Origin of the sequence: Mesorhizobium amorphae CCNWGS0123 (assembly GCF_001686985.1) — a bacterium.
In the GTDB taxonomy this organism is placed as follows: domain Bacteria; phylum Pseudomonadota; class Alphaproteobacteria; order Rhizobiales; family Rhizobiaceae; genus Mesorhizobium; species Mesorhizobium amorphae.
Genome location: NZ_CP015318.1, coordinates 1800062 through 1820520 on the forward strand (window position 1 = coordinate 1800062; position 20459 = coordinate 1820520).

A 20459-nucleotide genomic window follows, 5' to 3' on the forward strand; every position below is an offset into this window, starting at 1 on the left:
TTTATATAATCAGTCATGTGCGGGGGAGATGTCCATTGCCAAGGGCGCGTAGCGCATTCAGGATAACCGCCACGTCGATCCCCTCTTGAAGCAGTGCTCCGGCAACCGGGGTGATCTGTCCCATGGCCGCCGCCGCCATTGCCATCCCCGAAAGCGCCAGCCCGACGATGATGCTTTGCAGGGCAATCGTCCGCGTTCGCCGGGCAATCCCGACAGCTTCGGCGACTGGTTGCAGCCTGTCGGTCAAAACGACAACGTCTGCAGCTGCGGAAGAGGCGGTGGCTCCGCGCGCGCCCAACGCGATGCCGACCGTTGCTGCGGCGAGGGCCGGGGCATCGTTGATGCCGTCGCCCACCATCATTGTCGGTGCCAGGGCTTTCTCGGCTTCGACCGTCGCAACCTTTTTCGCCGGATTTGCATCGGCGATGACGGCATCGAGGCCGAGTAATTTGGACACCCGCTCTGCCGCCGCGCCGTCATCGCCGGTGAGCATGATCATGCGCTCGATGCCAGCGGAGCGGAGGGTGCCGAGCGCATCGCGAGCATCCGCACGCAGGGCATCTCCGAAGGTGAATATGCCGGCAAGGCGACCGTCGAACGCCACGAAGACTCTGAGCACGGCCTCGTTCCGGAATCGCTCCTCACCGCATAGCGTCCAGCGGGGCAGTGGCCTGCCGGCGAGCACCAGCGTTCGCGATCCTGCGAGGACCGATACCTTGCCAACCTGACCTTTCAGGCCCGCTCCGCGATACTCGCAGACGGCATGCGGATGTGAAAGCATCAGGTGTCTGCCGCGGGCCGCGCGGATAATCGATTCGGCGAGCACATGGTGCGAGGCCTGCTCTAACGATGCCAACGACTGCAGCAACTGGTCGGCTTCGTCGCCAGGTGCAACGTCGATCTCGACGAGTTCGGCGCCACCGATGGTCAAGGTGCCGGTCTTGTCGAAAATCGCGGTGCGGGCCTGTGCGAGGGCTTCCAAGGCCGCACTGCCTTTCATCAAGATGCCGATGCGCGCGGCGCGCGAGACGCCGCCGATAAAGGCGACAGGGGCAGCGAGGATGAGCGGACAAGGCGTCGCTACAACGAGAACTGCAAGTGCTCTGATCGGATCGCCGGAAGCATACCATGCGGCACCCGAGACCAGCAAAGTGGCAGGCAACAGGAACAGGGCAAAGCGGTCAGCCATGCGGATGAACGGAGCTTTCGCAGTCTGCGCAGCGGCGACCATACGCACGATCGCCGCATAGGTACTCTGTTCAGCCAGCGCAGAAGCCCGCATGCTGAAGGGCTCGCCGGCATTGAGAGTGCCACTGCGCAGCGTGTCGCCGGCGCTTCGCCGTACCGGCAGTGGCTCTCCTGTTACCGCCGACTCGTCAAGAGACGCCGAAGCATCGAGCAGGATCCCATCGACAGGCAGCAATTCGCCTGCTCGCACCAGGAGTTCTTCACCGACGGCAACCTGATCCACGGAGATCGTATCTGTACTTTGGACCGACTTTCGATGTGCGACGCGCGGCGCCCTATCGGTCAGCGCCTTAAGATTCCGCTCGGCCCGGCCGCGGGCAAAATCCTCGAGCACTGTGCCGCCGGCATACATTATCGCCACCACAACTGCGGCCAAGGGCTGGCCCAGGAGCAGTGCCGCGGACATTGAGACCAGCGCGATCGCATCGACACCGAAACGGCCGATCCAGAAATCGCGCAAGATGGAAATGGCGAGAGCTACCACTACGGGAATGGTGGCCACTGTCCAGATTGTGCCGGCCTCGATGGAACCAAAGCCGAAATGCCTGATCCACGTCCCAATGGCCAGGCCCAGGATGGCGATGACCAGCAATGCGCGTCGCAGGGCGGACTCGTTCATGCGATGCTTTCCGATTTTATCCAAGGCACCCGAGGTCGCGAAGCCGGGTCTTCGCCGAACCCGGTCTCGCTCGATCAACGGGGAGCGCTGACCACCAAGTTTCAGCGTGCCGGCTCACCCAGAAGTTGGCCATTCTGTTGCAGTGGTGTGAAGCTCAGGACTGCGCCGCCTCATGCAAGAGATTAGTCGTCGTCCAACGGGAAGAAGTGGACCACCTTTAGCGTGATCGGGATGTCATAGCCCTCGATCAGCACCGTGGCCCACTGGTCACCTAGATCGTCCTGCCAGGTGTCGGTGACGCGGCACCTCACGGCCAGATCCATGCCAACCTCGATCTTGTCCGTTCTCTTCGCCATCACCCTATCCTTTCATCAGTTCGCAGACAGACGGTCTCCGCTACCCTATGCTTCCCGACCTTGCGGGCTTTGATTTTGGTCAACCGCCAATGGAGGCGGCTTTGATCCAACGCAATGAACGGGCAAGATCGACCGGCAACTATCGCCACGAACGGGAGAAACAGGAGTGACGATCCGCAATCTCGAACATGCTTTCGCCCCGAGGTCGGTTGCCGTGTTCGGCGCATCGGTGCGCGACGGCTCTGTCGGGCGTGTCGTCTTCGACAACATCGTCAACGGCGGTTTCGAGGGCGAGATCTGGCCGGTCAATCCGAAATATTCGCAAGTGGCTGGGCGACGCTGCTATGCGACAGCGGTCGAATTGCCGGGCGTTCCCGATCTGGGGGTAATCGTCACGCCACCAGAGACGGTCCCCGGTATCGTGCGCGACCTCGGGGAGAAGGGGACACGAGCGGCAGTCGTCCTTACCGCGGGGCTTACGCGCGAAAACGGCTTGCGCCAGGCGATGCTTGATGCCGCCAAGCCCACACTGTTGCGCATCATAGGACCGAATACGGTTGGTCTGATGATCCCGCCCAAAAAGCTCAACGCCGGTTTCGCGCATATGGCACCCAGACCCGGCAACATTGCCCTGTTGTCGCAATCCGGCGCCATCGCCACTTCATTGATCGACTGGGCGGCGGACAACAATATTGGCTTCTCGCAAATCGTCTCGCTGGGCGACATGGCGGATGTCGATGTTGGAGATTGCCTCGACATGCTGGCTGGCGACGCGCGGACAAGGGCCATCGTTATGTATCTCGAAACCGTACCCAATCCGCGTAAGTTCATGTCGGCGGCACGGGCGGCCGCACGCATCAAGCCGGTGATCGCGATTAAGTCAGGCAGGCACGAGCAATCGGCGAAGGCTGCTGCGACCCACACCAGCGCGCTATCGGGTGCCGATCGCGTGGTCGATGCGGCATTGCTGCGCGCCGGCATCCTGCGCGTCAAAGATCTGGCAGAGCTCTTCGATGCTGCCGAAACGACCTCTCGCTTCGCTCCGCTCGAACGAGCCCGCGTCGGCATCATCAGCAATGGCGGCGGGGCAGGCGTATTGGCCGTCGATCAACTCATCGACTGCAAGGGCGAACTGGCCGAATTTTCACCGGAGACCATAACTCGCCTGAGCGCTGTGCTGCCGCCCACCTGGTCGCACGCCAATCCGGTCGACATCATTGGCGATGCTCCGCCGGCGCGCTACACGGCCGCCATTGAAGCGGTCGCGGCGGATCCGGGAACAGACGTCGTTCTGGTGATGAATTGCCCAACGGGGCTTGGCTCGCCACTTGCTGCAGCAAGCGCGGTGGTCGAACTCACCAGGGAAGGCAAGATAGGCCAAAAACCGGTCCTGGCCTGCTGGCTCGGGGAGCATACGGCGCGCGCCGGACGGCTAATCCTGCAGGACGCTGGCATTGCCAGTTTCGAGACGCCCGCTGATGCGGCAAAGGCAGTCTCCTACCTGAGCGTATGGTCGCGAGCCCAACGCGCGCTGATGCGCACGCCCTCGAGCAGCAGCGAGGATATCATCAGCGACCGTGAAGCCGTGCTTGCCATATTCAGGCAGGTCGTGAAGGAAGGCCGGCGAATGCTGACCGAGCCGGAAGCCAAGGCGGCGATTTCCGCCTACGGTATTCCGGTGCCCGAGACGATCGTCGCAAAATCTCCTGCCGAAGCGGAGATTGCGGCCGACCGGCTCCTCAAGACGTCCGAGCACGTCGTGGTCAAGCTGCTGTCCAAGGCGATCTCGCACAAGTCGGACATTGGTGCGGTGGTACTCAACATTGCCACCGCCGCGGCCGTCGGGGAGGCCGCACGCTCGATCGAGGCGCGGGTGCGCAAGAGTGCGCCGGAAGCCGACATTGAAGGCTACGCCGTTCAGCCGATGGTGGTGCGAAAACAGGCGCTGGAACTCATCCTCGGCATGAACCGAGATCCGATCTTCGGCCCCACAATCATGTTCGGCGCCGGCGGCGTTGCGGTCGAGGTGATGGACGATACGGCGATCGCGTTGCCGCCTCTCGACGACGTTCTCGCCGGTGACCTGATCGGGCAAACGCGGATCGGCCGCCTGCTCGCCGGGTTCCGCGACCGCCAGCCGGCCGATCGTGGGGCAATCACTGCTGCGCTCAACGGCCTGTCGCAGCTGATCGTCGACTTTCCCTGCCTCGTCTCCATGGACATCAATCCACTGCTCGCCAACACCGATGGCGTGATCGCGCTCGATGCCCGCATCGAGATCGAGCCGGAACGCGTGGAAGAGCCGGGGCCGAATCCGGCGCTCGCCATCAGGCCCTACCCCTCGGGCTGGGACAGGGACTTTGCAGCGGGCGGCACGCGCTATCACATCCGGCCGATCAAGCCAGCCGACATCGCGCTCTATCCGGAATTTCTCGCCGTGATTTCGCCGGACGATCTGCGCCTGCGGTTTCTGTCGCCGCGCAAAAGCTTCTCCGACCAGATGCTGAAGCGGCTCACCCAGCTCGACTACGACCGCAACATGGCTTTTGTCGCTTTGGGGACAAGCACTGGCGCGCTGGCGGGCATCAGCCGGCTTTCCTGCGATCCGGACCGCTTCGCTGCCGAATACGCCTTGCTGGTGCGCACGGATCTGCAGGGTCATGGTCTCGGTTGGGAATTGCTCAGACAGATCGTCGATTATGCAAAGGCCGATGGGATCGGTCGGATCGAAGGCATCGTGCTCAGCGAGAACAGCAAGATGCTGACCATGTGCCGCGAATTTGGCTTCAAGGTAGTGCATCATCCGAGCGAACCCGGCCTCCTCCAGGCAAGGCTCGACCTCCGTTGAGGTCGATCACCCTGCCGCCGTCACGAGGCTGAGCGAAGGGGGTAGCCCCGGTTCCGAAGCATCTCCTTCGGAGAACCCTCGCAATTCCGCGACGATGTCGGCGAGCTTCCGATCGGCGGTGATCTTGCGCCAGCTGGACTGCGTGGCATTTCGCTGCAATTGCTGCGAAAGGATATCGATGGTGGCATCCGAGGGACCGCCCTTGCGCTCGCTGACGCGTTGCCAAAGGACAAGCGGATCCGCCTGCAACCAGAACCCGGAGAATGCGACGCCCCTGTCACTTGCCGCCGTCTCCATCCGGCTTCGATCGGCTGGCCTGTCGAACACGGCATCGGCGACCACCGACCCGCCTTCGGAAAGGATCAAACCGGCCCGCCATGCCATTTGACGATAGACGCGTTCCGATACTCCCGGTCGATAGGCCTTGTCGGGAAGCCTCGTTTCTGCAGGCACGCCATACATCGCTTTGCGAATGCGGTCGCTTTCGACAATGCGCGCGCCGGGCGGCGCACCGATGCGGGGGGCGAGTGCCTCCGCAACGGTCGTCTTGCCGGAACCACTCAGGCCACCGATGGCAATCAGGCAAGGGGGCTTTTCACGGAGAAGCTCTTGGGCGAGCTCGAAATACGATCTGGCCTCTGCAATCAACTTGTCGGTATAGGCACTACCCTCTTCGACCTGCGTTGCGGTGACATGAGCGCGCACAGCTGCCCGGATCCCCATGAAAAAGGGCAGAAGGACAAAGCCATCCTCATCGTCGGCTTCGTCGAGATAGCGATTCATCACGAGATTGGCGAGTTCCGGAAAACCGCGATGCCAGAGGTCCATCAACAGGAAGGCAAGGTCGTAGAGCACGTCCACGGTCGCGATCTGGTCGTTGAATTCGATGCAGTCGAAAAGCCGGGGCTCGCCGTCAAAGAGACAGATATTGCGCAGATGCAGATCGCCATGGCACCGGCGGATCTTGCCAGCGGCTCCGCGACGATCGAGCAATCCGGAATGCCGGGCAAGCGCGACACGGAAGGCCTCGGCAAAGGTCTCGACCTCGGCCTTGCCGAAGACATGGCTGGTGGCAAAGCCGGCCTCGTTGATGTCGAGCACGCCAGCAAGGTTAGAGGCGCCACTGCCATCGCGGATTTCCGGTACGCCGCGATGATAGTGCACGATCATGCGCGCGGTCGACGTCATTAGCGCAGGCGTCAGTTCTCTGCCGACTGCCATCCGATCGAGGAGCTTCGATTGATCGAAGCGAACCATCTCGATCACTGCATCGACCAGCGCCCCTGATCCGTCCAGGGTAAGCCTGCCTGCGGCCTCTCGTGTGATGCGCCGTACGCCCAGATAAAGGCCAGGTGCGGTCTTCGAGTTGAGTTCAACCTCCTTCTCACAAGCGGCGAGCCTGAGTGCCGGTGTCGAGAAATCGACATAGGGCAACTTGACCGCTCGCTTCATCTTGTAGGCGTGTTCGCCAACCAGGTAGATACGCGAAATATGGGTCTCGATCGCCTCTACCGGTCCACTCTCGCCATGCGTGGCGGGATCGAGCAGTAGCGCGACCACGGCTTCCTGGTTTTCAACGATCATGGTTCGGCCTCCTTGAAGCCCGCGATGCGAAAATCTTGCCGCGCCCGATGCCTACCGCTGCAGTGTCTGGACATAACCAGCCAGGTTGTGGATCCGCTCCGTCGTGACGATTTCTCCGGCATTCGGACCATAGTTCTTGACGTCATCGGGGAGAAATTGGCGGCCCCAGACCGGCATGTCGCGTTCGCCATGCTCCGGCACCATGGTGCGACCGTCGATCATGGCAAAGACACGCCAATACGGAAATTGGCCACCATTGTTTTTCGAGAGACGCGTCAGGTCGGCCGGACGCTTCACCAACTCGTCACCCAAAGGCCCGTCGCCTTTGCCGTCGAGGCCATGGCAGACCGCGCAGGAGTTCAGGTATTCCGCCTGACCGTAGGTCATTTCCTGCGCCGTTGACGCATTGAAGGCCAGGCTTGTGAAAACTGTCGCGACTAGGAGCTTCATCTTCGTGTCCAGCGATTGATCGGCTGAAGCTTACTGCCTCCGCGCGCACCGCAGTTGATCCGGATCAATTGGGGCGTCGCAGATGATCTTTGATTCAGCGCAATGATCGCAGCGACCCGTCTCGTTACGGTGCTTGCACGATCGAAGCCAAACTCAAGAGTCAGGAGTAGCTGGGATGTCATTCAAGACGATACTCACGGTCACAGAACCAGGCATGAGTGACGATGATCTGCAACTCGCCGCCGGCCTGTGCGAGGAGGTCAGCGCGCACCTCGCAGTTCTCGTGGTGGCGCTCGCCGCGCCGCCACCTGTTGGAGAGTTTGCCGCGATCGTCTCAGAAGATTGGCTGAAGGAGCGCCAGGCAGACGAGAAGCTCCTGAAGAAAAGAACAGCGGTCGTGTCGGCCTTCTTTGCTGGCCGAGCGCTTTCCGCCGATACTGTCAGCGCATATCCGGAAGCCGACTGGGCCGACGAAACCATCGGTCGCCGCGCCCGGTATGCCGATATCACAATTGTGGGACCGGAAGTGCTTGCCGGCGAGACGCTGAAAAGCAAAGTGGTTGAAGGCGCGCTATTTTCATCCGGAAAGCCTTTGCTGCTCATCCCCAAGGGTTCGCGGCCGACGCTGAAGCCGAAATGCGTGCTGGTTGGATGGGATACCCGTCTGGAGTCATCGCGCGCCGTTCGCGAGTCGCTCGACATGCTGATCGGCGCCGACGAGGTGCATCTAGCCCTGGTCGATCCAATCGAGGGGGAAACCCATCACGGGGCGGAACCTGGTGCCGATGCCGCAGCCTATCTTGCCCGGCACGGCGTCAAAGTCACGGTCGACCGTCTGCCGAGTGCGAACCACTCCGTCGCTGACGTTCTTCGCCAGCACGCGGTCGATTGTGGTGCCGAGCTATTGGTGATGGGCGCCTATGGTCATTCGCGGTTGCGTGAACGCATCTTCGGCGGCGTCACCAAATCGATGCTCGAAGGCCCGTCACTGCCAACCCTTCTGGCGCGCTGATCAACGAAAACAACTTGGGCCGGCGCTTTCCGCGGCCGGCCGGAGTCATTGACGCCTCTCCACCGGGCCACTATCGACAAGGGTGTCGGACGGGTGAACAACAACGGCAGCGCCGGGCTTCAGACCAGTCAGCACCTCGGCGACATCGTCATTCATGTGCCCGACCTGCACTTCCACTTGCCTGGCGCGACCACCGTCAGCAACAAAGACGTTCCACCGGTCGCTGTTTCTGAACAGCGCGCCGATCGGCACCTGCAAGCATTGGGAGCACTCCCAGACAGTCATTTCGACAAAGACCCGATAGCCATGGCCGAGTCGGACGTCGGTGTCTTCCAGATCCAGAACGACCGTAACCCTCTGTTCCTCGATGCCGAGTGCGGAAACCTTGGTGAATGCCGCTGGATCGACGCGTCTCACCGTCGCACGCAACCCATGATCGCCGCCCCAGTCGCTGATTTTGGCCTTTGTTCCAGGGGCAATGCGAACGGCATCACTTGAAAGCAGGTCGACAGCGATTTCCAGATCGCGGACGTTGCCGATCTCGGCGATCTTGGCGCCGGCCGCTACGGCCTGTTCGCTCCTTGCCATGACGGCAAGAACCGTTCCGTCAATGGGAGCCAGAAGATTGACGCAGCAGCTGTCACCGGTCGGGTCTGATGGATCGGGCTGCAGCAGGCGGGCCTCGGCGTTCGCAAGTTCCGCGTTTCTGAGCCGGATGACTGCTTTCGCCGCATCGACCGCGGCCTTCTGCAGGTCGACTTCGTTGGTGAGCTTCTGCAAAGCGCTCTCCGAGACAAAGCCGGATCCGAACAGTTTGAGTGCGCGTACCAATTCGTCCTCGGCAAGCTTCAAGGCCGATTGCGCGCGCTGCGATTCGACCTCGGCAACGCCGACACCAGCGCGCGCCGCATCGCGGTTGGCAAGCAATTCGGCTTCCGCGCGCCGGTCGATCAGTGGCGGGTCGAGCGGATGGATGGCAGCGACAACCGTACTGTTCACCTTCACCACATCACCCTCGTTCACCACGGTGCGCGTCAGATGACCCGCAATAGGCGCCGATACCGTGTAGACGTCGCGCACCCGCGTCATTCCTTCCTCTCGGACAGTGACTCGCATCGGCGCTGCGGTGACTTCAGCCAAATCCACCAGCGCCGGCTGCTCGCGCAAAGCCCAGCCGAAACCTGCAACCAGCGCAAGTGCGAGAAGCACGAGTCCGACGCGTTTCATCCAGATCGACCTCATCGGACTAATCCCTTGTCTTGAGGACACGCACGAGATCCAGTCGGTCGATGCGACGCCGCACAACCAGTGCCGAAAGCGTGGCCACTGCAAGCACGACCAGGCTGGCAAGCGCGAAAGTGGAACGATTGACCACGAACGGTATGCGGAAGAGATCGCTTTCGAAGCCCCTGACGACGGACCACGAGAAAAGATAGCCGAGCGTCCAGCCAAGAGGCTGCGCCAGCGCCACGATGGTGGCCAGTTCGATGAGCAGGACGCTCGAAACCTCGCTCCTGGTGAAGCCGAGCACGCGCAAGCCGGCGAGTTCTCGGGCGCGCTCGGAAAGCTGAATGCGGGCCGAGTTGTAGACAACGCCGAAGGCAATGATGACGGCAAGCGCCGTGTAGACGCTGGTCATGATTGTGATGTTCTCTCCAATCGTCTCACGGAAGCGCTGACGCGATATGCCCTGCAGCGCGATCGAGGCGATAGCCGGCGTCTGTTTGATGGCGCCGTAGAGGTCGCCGAGGCGGGCTGGATCGACAGCTACCCTGACCCCGGAAACGCGTGGTCCGCCGCCAACCAGCCGGTCGAGCGCCTCGGTCCGCATGTAGACGGCGAGCCCGACATAGCTCTGGACAATGCTGGTCACGGGGACGCGGACCATTTTATGCGCCTTTTCGAGCTGTTCGACCTCTGCCAAATCTCCGATACGCAGGTCGAGTAGCGAAGCGACCCTTTCGGATAGCATGAGGCCGGCCGGTGGCGGATCGATCGGAGCGAGATCGAGATCGAGAACCCGGGCGAGGTCGGCCTTTTGCGGAACACTCGAGATCACCAGCCGGCGCTCGCGATGGCCGTGGCGCAGGACCACAGCTGTTGCCCGGAACGCCTCGGCGCGCAGCACGCCTCGTATGGCGGCAACCGACTGCAGGGCGCGTGGTGATTGCTCGACCCCGAATGACAAGGTCGCATCCTGCCGCTCGGCACGGAAGAAAACCGTGTCGACCATGAACGCTATGGAATCGAAGGAGAACAGCGCAGTGACAAGCAGAGCGACGGCGAGGGAGGTCCCCAACGCCGTCAACAAAGAGCGCAAAGGCCAGCGCAGCAGATGTCTGAACGCCATGATGGTCAATTGCGAAAACGCTGAAAGGAGACGGCGATCGCCCGTGAGGAAGCTCCGGTATCGAGCCGGTGCCGGTGGTTGCATGGCAACCGCCGGCGGAAGCGTGACAACGCTCCAGATCGCCCGCGCCGCACCCAACAGCGCCGCCAGTGCGCTTATGGCGGCGGCAATGGCATAGAGGTCGAGACTTTGCTGGAAGATGAGGAAGGGAAAGGAGAAGAACCTCGCATAGAGGGTGGTGAGGCCGCGGCCTAGCCAGTTGCCGGCACCAGCGCCGACGGCGATGCCGATCAATGCGATCACCAGTGTCAGTTTGGCATAATGCCAGCCAATTGCCCCCGATCCGTACCCAACGGCCTTCATCAACCCGATCTGTTCGCGCTCGAGCACGATCAACCGTGACAGGATCATGTTGACCAGGAAGGCAGACACAAAGAGGAACACCGGGGGGATGACGGTGGCCATTGCACGGAGCTGGATCAGCTCATTGTCGAGAAATGCATGGGATACCTGGTCGGTACGCCCATGCGTCCCGGTTCCTCCGTACGGCCTCAGGATACGATCAACTGCGTCCTCGATCGCCTTGATGTCGGCACTGCGCTGGGTGCGCATGGCGACATCGTTGAATGCGCCATCCATGTCGAAGATACCGGCAAGCACGGTTCGGGGCATGAAGAAGACGCCGAAGCGCCGCGGGTCTGGCACCATGTCGCCAGGGCCGAGCGCGTAGATGTATTCGGGCGTAAGTGCGATGCCCGTGACGGTAAGCGTCCGCTTGCGACCATTCAGGACGGCATCGAACGTGCTTCCGGGCGCCATGCGGTGCGCTGTCGCGAAACGTTCGGTCACCGCTACCTCACCGGGCCGTCCGGATTCAGGCAGCCGGCCGATGCGTAAGTAAAGTCTGTTGACAGCAGGCTCGCTGCGATCGGGGATCGAGACGGCAATGGCGGTTGCCGGCTCGGCCATGCCAGGCATGTCCAGCAAAACCGGCTCGACGATACGCAATTCGATGCCGCTTATCCCCGCGATCGATGCCATGCGCTCGCGAAGTTGCAGCGGCGCGCGCGTCAGCCCGGAGAAGACGGTGGCAAACCTGTAGCGATCGTAGAATGCGGTGCGCGTTTGCTCCAGCGATCGATAGCCGCCGACGGCGATAATGATCGTCGCGACGCCGCAGGCCATCACGAGCGCGATGGCGAGGACCTGCGCCCACATCCGCAGGAGATCGCGCAGAAGCTTGCGATCGAGAACCGACATGGCTCTACCAGCTTACTTCGGCGGGCCGTGCCCGCTGGTCGTTGACGGCGACATCGGCAATGCGGCCGTCCTTGAATGTGAAGACGCGATGCGCGATCTGCCGGATGCCGGCATTGTGCGTGATGATCGCCATGGTCGTCTTCATCTCCTCGTTGATCCGCGACAGCGCTTCGAGGACCAGAACGCCTGTCTTCGAATCAAGGGCGCCGGTGGGCTCGTCGCACAGCATCACTTCCGGGCGCTTGGCGATTGCCCGGGCAATCGCCACCCTTTGCTGCTCTCCGCCGGAGAGCTGGGCGGGGAAATGCGTTATGCGGTCCTTGAGCCCGACCATCTCCAGCGCCTCCTCGGGCTTCATCGGATTGGACGAAATCTCTGTGACCAGCGCGACGTTTTCCCAAGCGGTCAGGCTCGGGATCAGATTGTAGAACTGGAACACGAAGCCGACATGATCGCGCCGAAAGCGGGTGAACTGCCTCTCTGAGAAGGTTGTCAGATCTTGGTCGCGAAAGTGCACCTCACCTGCGGTCGCGCGATCAAGCCCGCCCATGATGTTGAGGAGGGTCGACTTTCCGCTGCCCGATGGCCCAAGCAGGACGGCGATCTCTCCCTCATAGAGCTCGAGATCGACACCGCGCAGGGCGAACACCTCGATCTCGCCGGCGTGGTAGACCTTGGTCACCCCATGGGCAGAAAAAGTCGGTTTTTGCATTCCTTGCAGCCCTGTGGAACGCTTCGACTGTCGCAGCATTCGCGGCCGGGCACCTTGACGCTCATCAAACAGTGCCTTCTCGGGGCGGTTTACTCGCTCGCCGCCCGGCCTGACACCTGCTCGATGAGGATCCGGAAGAAAACGTGCGGCGCGCTGTCGGAGGCGGGGGGAATGACCGGTTTGAGAGCACCCGGTTCCCACCAATCGGGGTGCTTGCTCAACACGGACCATGCATGATCGCGCTGAAGCTGGTCAGGCAATTCTTCATAACGGCCGTCGACAATTACGCTTCTCCATCCTCGACCTTGGCCGCGTTCGTCGACCTGGACCGACACAAGCGGGTTGGTTCGCATCCAGTCGATCTTCTTGCCGGGCATGGAAAACGCATAGAGATGATTGTCCGCATGTAGTAGAACGGTACGACGTAGGGCTGTCCGTCCTTTGCGCAAGCCAAGTGGCCGACACGATTGGCCGTGAGCAATTTCGTGCATTCCAGGGTAGAGAGTGTGCGGACCAGCATGGACCGACCTCCTACTTTTCTGCGCCTGTTTCGTGCCGCTGTTTCTTTGTCGCGATGATATGTTCTCGCTTCCGGCGCTGGCCGGCATTTTGCCACCTGGCAGCCTCATCCATCGTGCTGGTCACGTCCTCATCGGTGAGCTGCGGGAAGCTGCGGAAGTGGTATCCGAGGGCGCGGAAATGCGCCGGCTGATTGAGGCAAACGATCCAATCCGCTTCACAGGCAAGCTCAGCCAAAGTGTCCGGGGGCGCCACGGGAACGGCCACGACAACCTCTCGAGCCGAGCGTCTTTTGAGGGCACGGATTGCTACCTTCATCGTCGTGCCGGTAGCGACGCCGTCGTCGACGATGATTGCGGTCTTTCCGGTGAGTGATAAGGGCGGATGCTTTCCACGATACGCAAGGCGACGACGTTCCAGCTCGGGGCGCTCTCTGGCGATCAATACCCGAAGTTCGTCATCGTCGAGCGAGTAGGCTTCGACGATGTCTCGATTGAGCACGACATCCGGAGGATCGCCGTCGACGATCGCCGCAACAGCCAGTTCGGGATTTCCCGGTGCGCCGACCTTGCGCACGATAATCAGATCGAGCGGGGCCTTCAGTGCCTTGGCCACTTCAGCCGCGACAGGAACGCCGCCCCGCGGCAACGCGAGAACGATGGGCTGATGCAGCCGGAGCTTCTCCAGCTCGATGCCGAGCTTTTGTCCGGCTTCCTGACGGTCACGAAACATCGATCAACCTTCCGGCCACAGATGACGGAGCGATTTCTTCATCGAATTGCGGACCTGGACGATCTCGCCATGCGAAATGTGTCGGTCGAGGAGCTTGAAGACCGCTTTGATCGCCGTATCGATATCGACGTCCGGTTCGTAGCCAAAGCGCGTCCGACGGTTTCCAGCCTTCGAAATAGATACCCCTGACAAGCGTCGGCAGCTGAGCGGAAAGGTCGGCCATTTCCTCCGGCGACAGCCAGTCCCGCAAGGTATGCAGAACTGATTTCATGAACCGGTATGCGCTCTGCTCGCTCCAGTCCAAATCCTTGGCCAACTCGTTCACCCATTGCTGGGCCTGCTCGGCTGCGTGAGTAAAACCTATAACCGACGTGTGGGTCATCAGAGTACTCCTTCACGCGTGGCATCATATCGGACGGGAAGACCATCGCATTGAGCCGCGTCAAATTGCCGGCGCGAGATCCAAAAAGTTGAGCATGCCCCTTTCTTACTTGTGGGTTGCCCATGTCCTCCCCTGACCTGGGTGAACGATGGGTCGACCTCCCTGATCCATCGTGATGCCCGGCCTGTTGCCATTTCCCGCCGGCAGCGGGCTTCTCTTTGTCGATACTGATGATCGAACCTGCTGAGACTCCATCGCCAAATCATCCATGCAGCGAATGAAGTTGCTCGCCACGGCCTCAGACGGAGCAGGTAGGATCTTGTAGGTCCGCATTCCGGCACCCGATTCCAAGCGGGAGAAACCCAACTCGTAGTTTCCGGCAAGCACGGCGTTGATGAAGGGGGCGGCGAACTCGGCGTTCTCCGTCGTCGCCATCACCGTACCGTCATCATAGGTTTCGTAGTTCAACTGGCCCAGCGAACTGAAGGTCGCGGCATTGAAGGTTGCGTCCGTAATCTGCACGATGTCGGCCCGTTCGACTGCTACGATGTCGGCTACACCCATGAGAAAGCCGGCTAGCACCGCCCCGTCGGCCTTGGTGTATCCGCCAAGCGTGATGAACTTGACGAGTTCGCGCGATGGCGGGTTGCTGACATCGAGGATGATCTCACAAACCCTGGCTTCTTCGGTCTCTTCGGTCCTGTTGCTGTAGACAACTCCCATTGGAACGATCGTCGAGCCGTCTGCATGGGTCGTACCGAACGCAGACAGTGCCGCCAGGCCCAGCACCCGAAACACGACGAACATGTGCACCGTTCCTCCGCAGATTATCCGCATCGGCGCATGTTCGTACGATAGACGTCGTACTCCGGTCTCCAAGGACATGTCTCCTTCAGCGAATGGAGACTACCTGAGCATCATTCCAGGCCCGAAGCTGCCTGAGCGCCCCATGCCCATGCCCATCATCGGCAGGACGATCTCGTCAGCTGCCTTCTTCTGCTCATCGCTCAGCTTTGCGTATAGTTTTTCGACTGCTGCCCTGACAGTCTTTACCTGTTCCAGACGTGCTTCGAGATGGGTCTGTTGGTAGGCCAGTCGCTCGGGCAAGGGCTTCTTCAGGAACTCACCATCCTGGAATTCCTTGAGCATGCCCTGCATCAACGCGTTGTGAGACTTGGCCGTGCTGCGGATGACGGCGGCAAGCTCATCCCAAGACGGCGCCTGTTCGTCGGTGATTTTCAGTTCCGTCTTGAGAAAGGCGAGCCGTCCATCAATTCGATCGAGTATCTCGTCTGAGTCATAGCCACCCATCGGGCCACCCCATTGGCCCATCATCATTCGGCCCATCCCCCACCGGGGCCACCAACCGGAATCGTTGTCTTCTGCCCCTGCAACAACAGGCATTGCGACAACGGTGATCATCAGTCCCGCTACGAAAACACGGCGTGAATTGAACATCGGACTTCTCCATTCAGAGCGACGGCCGAGTAGCCAAAAATCACATTATTGCGTTAGTGGCCTTGACCTGCATCAACGAGCGCCGGCCGGCCCTTCGAGACGGCACAGTGGTGCGGCCTCGCTCGTGGAGGAATCGAAGAGGGAGTGGTTTCGACAGCCATGCGATCCCGAAGCATGCCGGCAGTGAGACTGACGCATCTGGCCGGATTTGCGCCGAGCTTACGAACCGTCAGATGCAGGCACTGGGGCAAGATCGAACTCGCGACTGAATCTTGTCGCGATACCTGCCGAACCGCCTATGCTAAGTTGGCGCGCAGATACACAGGGAAGCCGCTGCGGCTGCTTTTGTGACGAGTGTGGATAAGCGGATTGCTCGCCTCAATATCGAACATTTTCGACAACGCTTGATCGAAGAGCTTGATGAGGTCAAGCGCAAGACCTTGCTCGATCTAATGGCGAAAGAACAGGAAAAACTCAAGAAAATCGAAGAAGCTGAAAAAGGAAAAGAGTCAGGCTAGTATAAACGCAGGGGATGAACGGCGTCGCCGCTAGGCATCATTAATGTCTTGCTCCCATATCCGCCAATGAGTGGGTGATATATCTATCCATTCCTTCGCTGTCGACTTAATCCAGCCAGTCAGTACGCGTCTGCAGGGAAAAACGAGCGCATGGGGGCCGTCCTTGTCTATAACAGCCAGTTCCAGATCTCGATCGAAAGGGGCCGTCGATATTGGTTCCCACATCGATTCATTTTTGAGCGAAATGGCGAAGGCATCTTTGACGCAAGTCAAATCCAACGCCTGGTTGTCATCTCTGGTGCCGGGCAGCGGAATGCCTTCCGAACGACGGTCGCCAGTTGAGTTCGCGGCTGCCATGCCGCCAAGGTCTGCAATGTTTGTCATTTGACGATCTCGACGCTTCGCAGCCAGGCATCCTGATTTTGCCTTCTGTCTAGGGTTTGAGCACGGGAACAGGATCGATGATGAGACGAATGTCACCAAAGTCGAACTGACATTCTTCCGGTGCTGGCGGCGATCTATGACGCAGTATCTGCGACCGCGAAATCCGGTCTGATCCGTAGGGGATTCCACCTAGGTGCGTCAGAAGGCCTGCCAGGGCTGTCGGTATGCCTTTCGATTGCGTTTGGACAGGTCGGGCGATTGATACCCACCAATCAACCTGGGTCGGCCGGTTTTCCCTTGTCCGCCAACTCCAGTGCCATCGCAATCCGAACCAGTTCGGGCAAGCTGCTTGCTTGCATTTTGAACATGACATTCGCGCGATGCACTTCTACGGTCCGCGAACTGATGTTCAGGTCGTCAGCGATCGCCTTATTGGACAGTCCGGCAATAACGGCCGATAGAACCTCGCGCTCCCGCGCCGAAAGTCGATCGAGCCGCGATCGCATCGCCGGCACGTCGTTGACGATCTCAGCGTTGGGATCGAGAAGCCTCGCCGCTCGTTTGATAGCCTCGATCAGAACGTCGTCCTCGAAAGGCTTTTCGATGAAATCGCTCGCGCCTGCCCTCATGGCGGCAACAGCCATCGGAATATCGCCGTCACCGGTGATGACGACCACAGGCACAGCCGCTTCGATTTGGTTGAGCTTCTCCAGCAGTTCCACGCCACTCATGTCGGGCATCCTCAGGTCCGTGACGAGACAGGCTTTGCCAATTCCCGGCGCGGCGGCAAGGAAGCTGGTTGCCGACTCATGAACTCGCACGATGAAGCCTGCCGTCGCCAGAAGGAAGGCCAGCGACCTGCGGACTGCCTCTTCGTCATCGACAATGTGAACGACGTATTCGTCAATCTTCATCTGCATTCTCTTCGGCGGCTGTGGGCAATGAGAACCGGAATGTAGCCCCGCCGTGGCTGTTGCGGCTAACTGATATGCTGCCGCCATGCGCCTCAACGATACGCCTGCAGATTGAAAGGCCAATGCCCATACCGCTTGCCTTGCTGGTGACGAACGGTTGGAACAGGCGAGACGCGATCTCTTCGGAAACTCCAGGCCCGGTATCGGCGACTTCCACAGCCACAAATCCATCAAACTCTGGCGCAGTGCGTACAGTCAGTTCTCGTCGCTTGCTGTCACGCATGGCTTCCATGGCGTTGCGCATCAGGTTGATCAAGACCTGCTGCATCTGAACCCGGTCCACAAGGACGTCATCCCTATCTGAAGAGAATTCGAATACCGATCGCACGCCCTGTTCTCGCGAGCCGACGAGTGCCAGAGCTCCAGCCTCTTCAATCAGCTTGCGCATGGCTTCCCGCGACTTCTCGGTCTCGCCGCGTGTGACGAACTCGCGAAGATGGCGAATGATGCCGCCCGCGCGCAACGACTGCTTGGCCATCTCTTCGAGTGCTTCCTTGAGGGGCTCGGCTGCGGCGTCGTCAAGGCGGCCCAGGAGGCGCACGCAGCCTTGTGAATAGTTTGCGATTGTCGCAAGCGGCTGGTTAAGCTCATGGGCAAGGGTCGAGGCCATCTCGCCAAGCTCATTCAGCCGAGCGAGCCGCGCCAGTTCGCCCTGGACCTCCTGCAAACGAGCCTCCGACTCTTCACGCTCTGTCAGGTCCCGGATGAAGCCCGTAAAATACCTCTGGTCTGCCGATATCATTTCGCCGACCGAGAGCTTCATGGGAAAGGTCGAGCCATCCCTTCTGCGGCCGACGACCACGCGGTCGATCCCGATGATTCGCCTGTCGCCAGTGTTAAGGTAGCGCTGGATGTAGCCGTCATGTTCGCGATGATAAGGCTCGGGCATCAAGAGACGGACGTTCTGGCCCACAGCCTCTGCTTCCGTATAGCCGAACTGGCGGACAGCTGCCGCGCTGAAAGAATTTATGATCCCGGCTTCGTCGATCACCACCGTTGCATCCGGAACAGTATCGAGAATGGAGCGCACATGCGCTTCGCGCGCCTTGAGAGCGGCCTCGGTTCGGTCAATGGCCCGGCGGGCATGATGCAGCATCTCGCCCATCCATGCGATCATCAGCCCCACCAGCGTGAAGACGATCACCTGGATCAATGTCGCCTCTGCATATCCAACGATGTAGACGGCGCCCACGAGCGAAAGGACGAACGCTACGAGGCCAGGGCCTATGCCACCTGCGATGGCCGAGATGAGGATAACCGGAACGAACAGGATGAAGACCGCGCTGTTTCCAAGGGCGGCTTGCAGCATAAGTCTGACGAAGAAGACGACCGCGACCGCCGCAACAGCGAGCAGATATCCTTCTAACCCTTCAAAGCGGGGAGAAAAGAGAACTTGCAGGGCGTGCCCTCGAAATCCTGGTAGATCTCTTGCAGGCACGGCTTCACCCATCGAGCGAGGTTGCCCAAGCAGCCACAATTGCGTGGGGTCACCCATTTCTAACGATTTGCTCGCAATTTGCTAGGCTGTTGGCGATAGGACGCAGCCAGCCAGGACCATTCCGGATGATGTCTTGTCTGGCCGCCCCGGAAGCGAAATCGATACGCAATACGACGTTTGCAGCGCGCATTGTGTGCCAACGCCGCTATCTTCAGGATTTGCTCGCACGCGACCAGGACGGAACTTCAGACAGCTGGAACGGGCGATGGAAGGCCATCACTCCATGTCCGTAACACTTAGGGGGACGAATCCGGCATCATATCGGCAACAGCACCCAACATGCCTTGTACAGAATCGTCCTCTTTTGTGCCCCTCATCCTATCGGGCGGGGGGAGCCCGTTTCATATGCCATGAGCGTTGTGTGCCCAGACACCCGCTCATCAACGGCGGGAGGTCGCGTTGCGCTGGTTGAGCCATCGCTCGGTAGAACAGCAGCCGGCAACTCCCGTTTCCTCGATGCGCAGCTTCTCCGGCCTCATGGCCTCTTACTGGCAATCGAAGAGATGGCTGGGGGCATGGGGGGCTGACATCGGTCATCATCATACTTACAGCTTTGTCGGCTTTGGCCAGTGTCTGGTTTGCAGAAGTGTCGGGCCAGCTCGTCAGTGCGATCGCTCTTCTTCACCGTCCTGAAGATCCGCGACGCTAAGGACTATCTTGGAAAGCGCCGTAACACTTGCCGCGATTTTCTCGGAAATGACCACGGCGCGGCTGATCCAGGCGGCGCTGACATCGGCGGCGCCAACATTCTTCGGGCAACGCTGCGCGTCACGTTCCAGCCCGACGCTCGAATGGACGAGCATGCATTTGATCGAGGAATCGGCGTCAGCGGGCCTTACGCCCCCATGCTTGCCATCCTCTCGATAGGAGACACTTATGAGCACGGACGCGTCACAAAGTATTCCGCCTGACGTGCGCGCTGCCTTCAGCGCCGACATTGCAGCCTCAGAAGCTCTCGGCCAGATACGGCGCATCTTCCCGTGATGGGCCTGCATCCGCGCTCCCGAACTGCCATATAAATTCGGATCGTCAGGCCACCTTCGGCTTGCCGCCAGCAAGGAGGGCCTTCACAAATCGACCGATCAAGAGCGCCGTCGGGTAGGAGACTTCTTCTTCCGCGCGTGCATGCGATATGAGCTTTTTGGCAAAGCGGACATGGTGCGGTTTGTTTTCAGCCTTTGCCGCGTCAACCAGAGCTTCGAGCGCGGCCACTATATGCCTGTGCTCAGCGAGCATGCCCGGCAACTCGGCCTCGAGCTGGTCCGTCATCTTGACGACATCTGCCATGCCGTCTTCGATCTGGCCGCGAGAAAGGGCCGCGAGCAGACCCAGGGGCGGCAAGGCAAATTCCTCCTCCTTAACGAAGTGTGGGTGCATTAGCTTGGCAACAGCCGCCGCCGCCTCGCCCGTGCGACCACCGGCCTTGATGGCTTGAGCCAGTTCGGCGTGCAACTCTTCGTGCTCGGCTTTCAAGGAAGATGGGATTGCGAACTTCATGACGCGCTCCTACTGGTGGAGGGTTGAAGAGCCGAGACCGTTCGATCCAAGGCGCTAT

Annotated in this window: 19 protein-coding genes and 1 pseudogene; 3 read left to right on the top strand and 17 right to left on the bottom strand. The window is 60.4% G+C overall.

Going from position 1 to position 20459, the window contains the following annotated elements; all coding sequences use genetic code 11:
- Nucleotides 1–13: 13 nt before the first annotated feature.
- Together A6B35_RS08420 and A6B35_RS36160 are read right to left on the bottom strand one after the other, a co-directional pair.
- Nucleotides 14–1867 carry a heavy metal translocating P-type ATPase gene (locus A6B35_RS08420; protein WP_006201032.1) on the bottom strand — a complete coding sequence of 618 codons (1854 nt, stop codon included), beginning with the start codon at nucleotides 1865–1867 and terminating at the stop codon, nucleotides 14–16.
- 182 nt (nucleotides 1868–2049) lie between these two features.
- Nucleotides 2050–2223 carry a hypothetical protein gene (locus A6B35_RS36160; protein ID WP_006201031.1) on the bottom strand — a complete coding sequence of 58 codons (174 nt, stop codon included), beginning with the start codon at nucleotides 2221–2223 and terminating at the stop codon, nucleotides 2050–2052.
- Between the two features lie 166 nt (nucleotides 2224–2389).
- On the opposite strand from A6B35_RS36160, the gene A6B35_RS08425 reads away from it, so the two are divergent.
- Entirely contained in the window at nucleotides 2390–5071 is a 2682-nt protein-coding gene (locus A6B35_RS08425) for a bifunctional acetate--CoA ligase family protein/GNAT family N-acetyltransferase (protein ID WP_006201030.1), read from the top strand.
- 6 nt (nucleotides 5072–5077) lie between these two features.
- On the opposite strand, the gene A6B35_RS08430 is transcribed toward A6B35_RS08425, so the two are convergent.
- Nucleotides 5078–6655: a bifunctional aminoglycoside phosphotransferase/ATP-binding protein gene (locus tag A6B35_RS08430; protein WP_006201029.1), complete on the bottom strand. Its 1578-nt coding sequence runs from the start codon at nucleotides 6653–6655 to the stop codon at nucleotides 5078–5080.
- Nucleotides 6656–6706: 51 nt separating this feature from the next.
- On the bottom strand, nucleotides 6707–7042 hold the full coding sequence (locus A6B35_RS08435) for a c-type cytochrome (protein WP_244425892.1): 336 nt from the start codon (nucleotides 7040–7042) through the stop codon (nucleotides 6707–6709).
- A 238-nt stretch (nucleotides 7043–7280) separates the two neighbouring features.
- Between A6B35_RS08435 and A6B35_RS08440 the strand changes: the two genes are divergently transcribed.
- Nucleotides 7281–8117, top strand: a complete 837-nt coding sequence (locus tag A6B35_RS08440) for a universal stress protein (protein WP_006201027.1) — start codon at nucleotides 7281–7283, stop codon at nucleotides 8115–8117.
- Between the two features lie 45 nt (nucleotides 8118–8162).
- Here A6B35_RS08440 and A6B35_RS08445 read toward each other — a convergent pair whose 3' ends face one another.
- The 8 genes and pseudogenes from A6B35_RS08445 to A6B35_RS08480 form a co-directional block, all read right to left on the bottom strand.
- On the bottom strand, nucleotides 8163–9263 hold the full coding sequence (locus tag A6B35_RS08445) for an efflux RND transporter periplasmic adaptor subunit (RefSeq protein WP_244897075.1): 1101 nt from the start codon (nucleotides 9261–9263) through the stop codon (nucleotides 8163–8165).
- A 100-nt stretch (nucleotides 9264–9363) separates the two neighbouring features.
- Nucleotides 9364–11727, bottom strand: a complete 2364-nt coding sequence (locus A6B35_RS08450) for an ABC transporter permease (protein ID WP_006201025.1) — start codon at nucleotides 11725–11727, stop codon at nucleotides 9364–9366.
- 4 nt (nucleotides 11728–11731) lie between these two features.
- Nucleotides 11732–12439, bottom strand: coding sequence for an ABC transporter ATP-binding protein (locus tag A6B35_RS08455; protein ID WP_040582354.1), 708 nt, complete (start codon nucleotides 12437–12439; stop codon nucleotides 11732–11734).
- 89 nt (nucleotides 12440–12528) lie between these two features.
- Nucleotides 12529–12959 (bottom strand): annotated as a pseudogene (locus tag A6B35_RS08460) (pyridoxamine 5'-phosphate oxidase family protein).
- 11 nt (nucleotides 12960–12970) lie between these two features.
- Entirely contained in the window at nucleotides 12971–13690 is a 720-nt protein-coding gene (locus A6B35_RS08465) for a phosphoribosyltransferase (RefSeq protein ID WP_006201020.1), read from the bottom strand.
- The gene (locus A6B35_RS08470) at nucleotides 13680–14072 is read right to left on the bottom strand and encodes a DUF2267 domain-containing protein (RefSeq protein WP_006201019.1); all 393 of its coding nucleotides are present in this window, start codon (nucleotides 14070–14072) and stop codon (nucleotides 13680–13682) included. The genes A6B35_RS08465 and A6B35_RS08470 overlap by 11 nt, the downstream gene beginning before the upstream one ends.
- Nucleotides 14073–14177: 105 nt before the next feature.
- Nucleotides 14178–14879, bottom strand: coding sequence for a hypothetical protein (locus A6B35_RS08475; RefSeq protein WP_006201018.1), 702 nt, complete (start codon nucleotides 14877–14879; stop codon nucleotides 14178–14180).
- A gap of 99 nt (nucleotides 14880–14978) precedes the next feature.
- Nucleotides 14979–15530: a Spy/CpxP family protein refolding chaperone gene (locus tag A6B35_RS08480; protein WP_006201017.1), complete on the bottom strand. Its 552-nt coding sequence runs from the start codon at nucleotides 15528–15530 to the stop codon at nucleotides 14979–14981.
- Between the two features lie 347 nt (nucleotides 15531–15877).
- On the opposite strand from A6B35_RS08480, the gene A6B35_RS35470 reads away from it, so the two are divergent.
- Nucleotides 15878–16048: a hypothetical protein gene (locus A6B35_RS35470; RefSeq protein ID WP_156788608.1), complete on the top strand. Its 171-nt coding sequence runs from the start codon at nucleotides 15878–15880 to the stop codon at nucleotides 16046–16048.
- A gap of 30 nt (nucleotides 16049–16078) precedes the next feature.
- Here the strand turns inward: A6B35_RS35470 and A6B35_RS36550 are convergent, their stop codons facing one another.
- From A6B35_RS36550 to A6B35_RS34315, 5 genes are all read right to left on the bottom strand, one after another.
- The gene (locus A6B35_RS36550; RefSeq protein ID WP_244425890.1) at nucleotides 16079–16432 is read right to left on the bottom strand and encodes a hypothetical protein; all 354 of its coding nucleotides are present in this window, start codon (nucleotides 16430–16432) and stop codon (nucleotides 16079–16081) included.
- A gap of 272 nt (nucleotides 16433–16704) precedes the next feature.
- On the bottom strand, nucleotides 16705–17340 hold the full coding sequence (fixJ, locus tag A6B35_RS08490; RefSeq protein ID WP_050900717.1) for a response regulator FixJ: 636 nt from the start codon (nucleotides 17338–17340) through the stop codon (nucleotides 16705–16707).
- A complete protein-coding gene (locus A6B35_RS08495) occupies nucleotides 17336–18901 on the bottom strand; it encodes a PAS domain S-box protein (RefSeq protein WP_006201013.1) in 1566 nt (521 codons plus the stop codon). Before A6B35_RS08495 ends, fixJ begins: the two co-directional genes overlap by 5 nt.
- A 605-nt stretch (nucleotides 18902–19506) precedes the next feature.
- A complete protein-coding gene (locus A6B35_RS08500; RefSeq protein ID WP_040582353.1) occupies nucleotides 19507–19842 on the bottom strand; it encodes a hypothetical protein in 336 nt (111 codons plus the stop codon).
- Between the two features lie 91 nt (nucleotides 19843–19933).
- A complete protein-coding gene (locus A6B35_RS34315; protein WP_006201010.1) occupies nucleotides 19934–20401 on the bottom strand; it encodes a hypothetical protein in 468 nt (155 codons plus the stop codon).
- Between the last annotated feature and the right edge of the window lie 58 nt (nucleotides 20402–20459).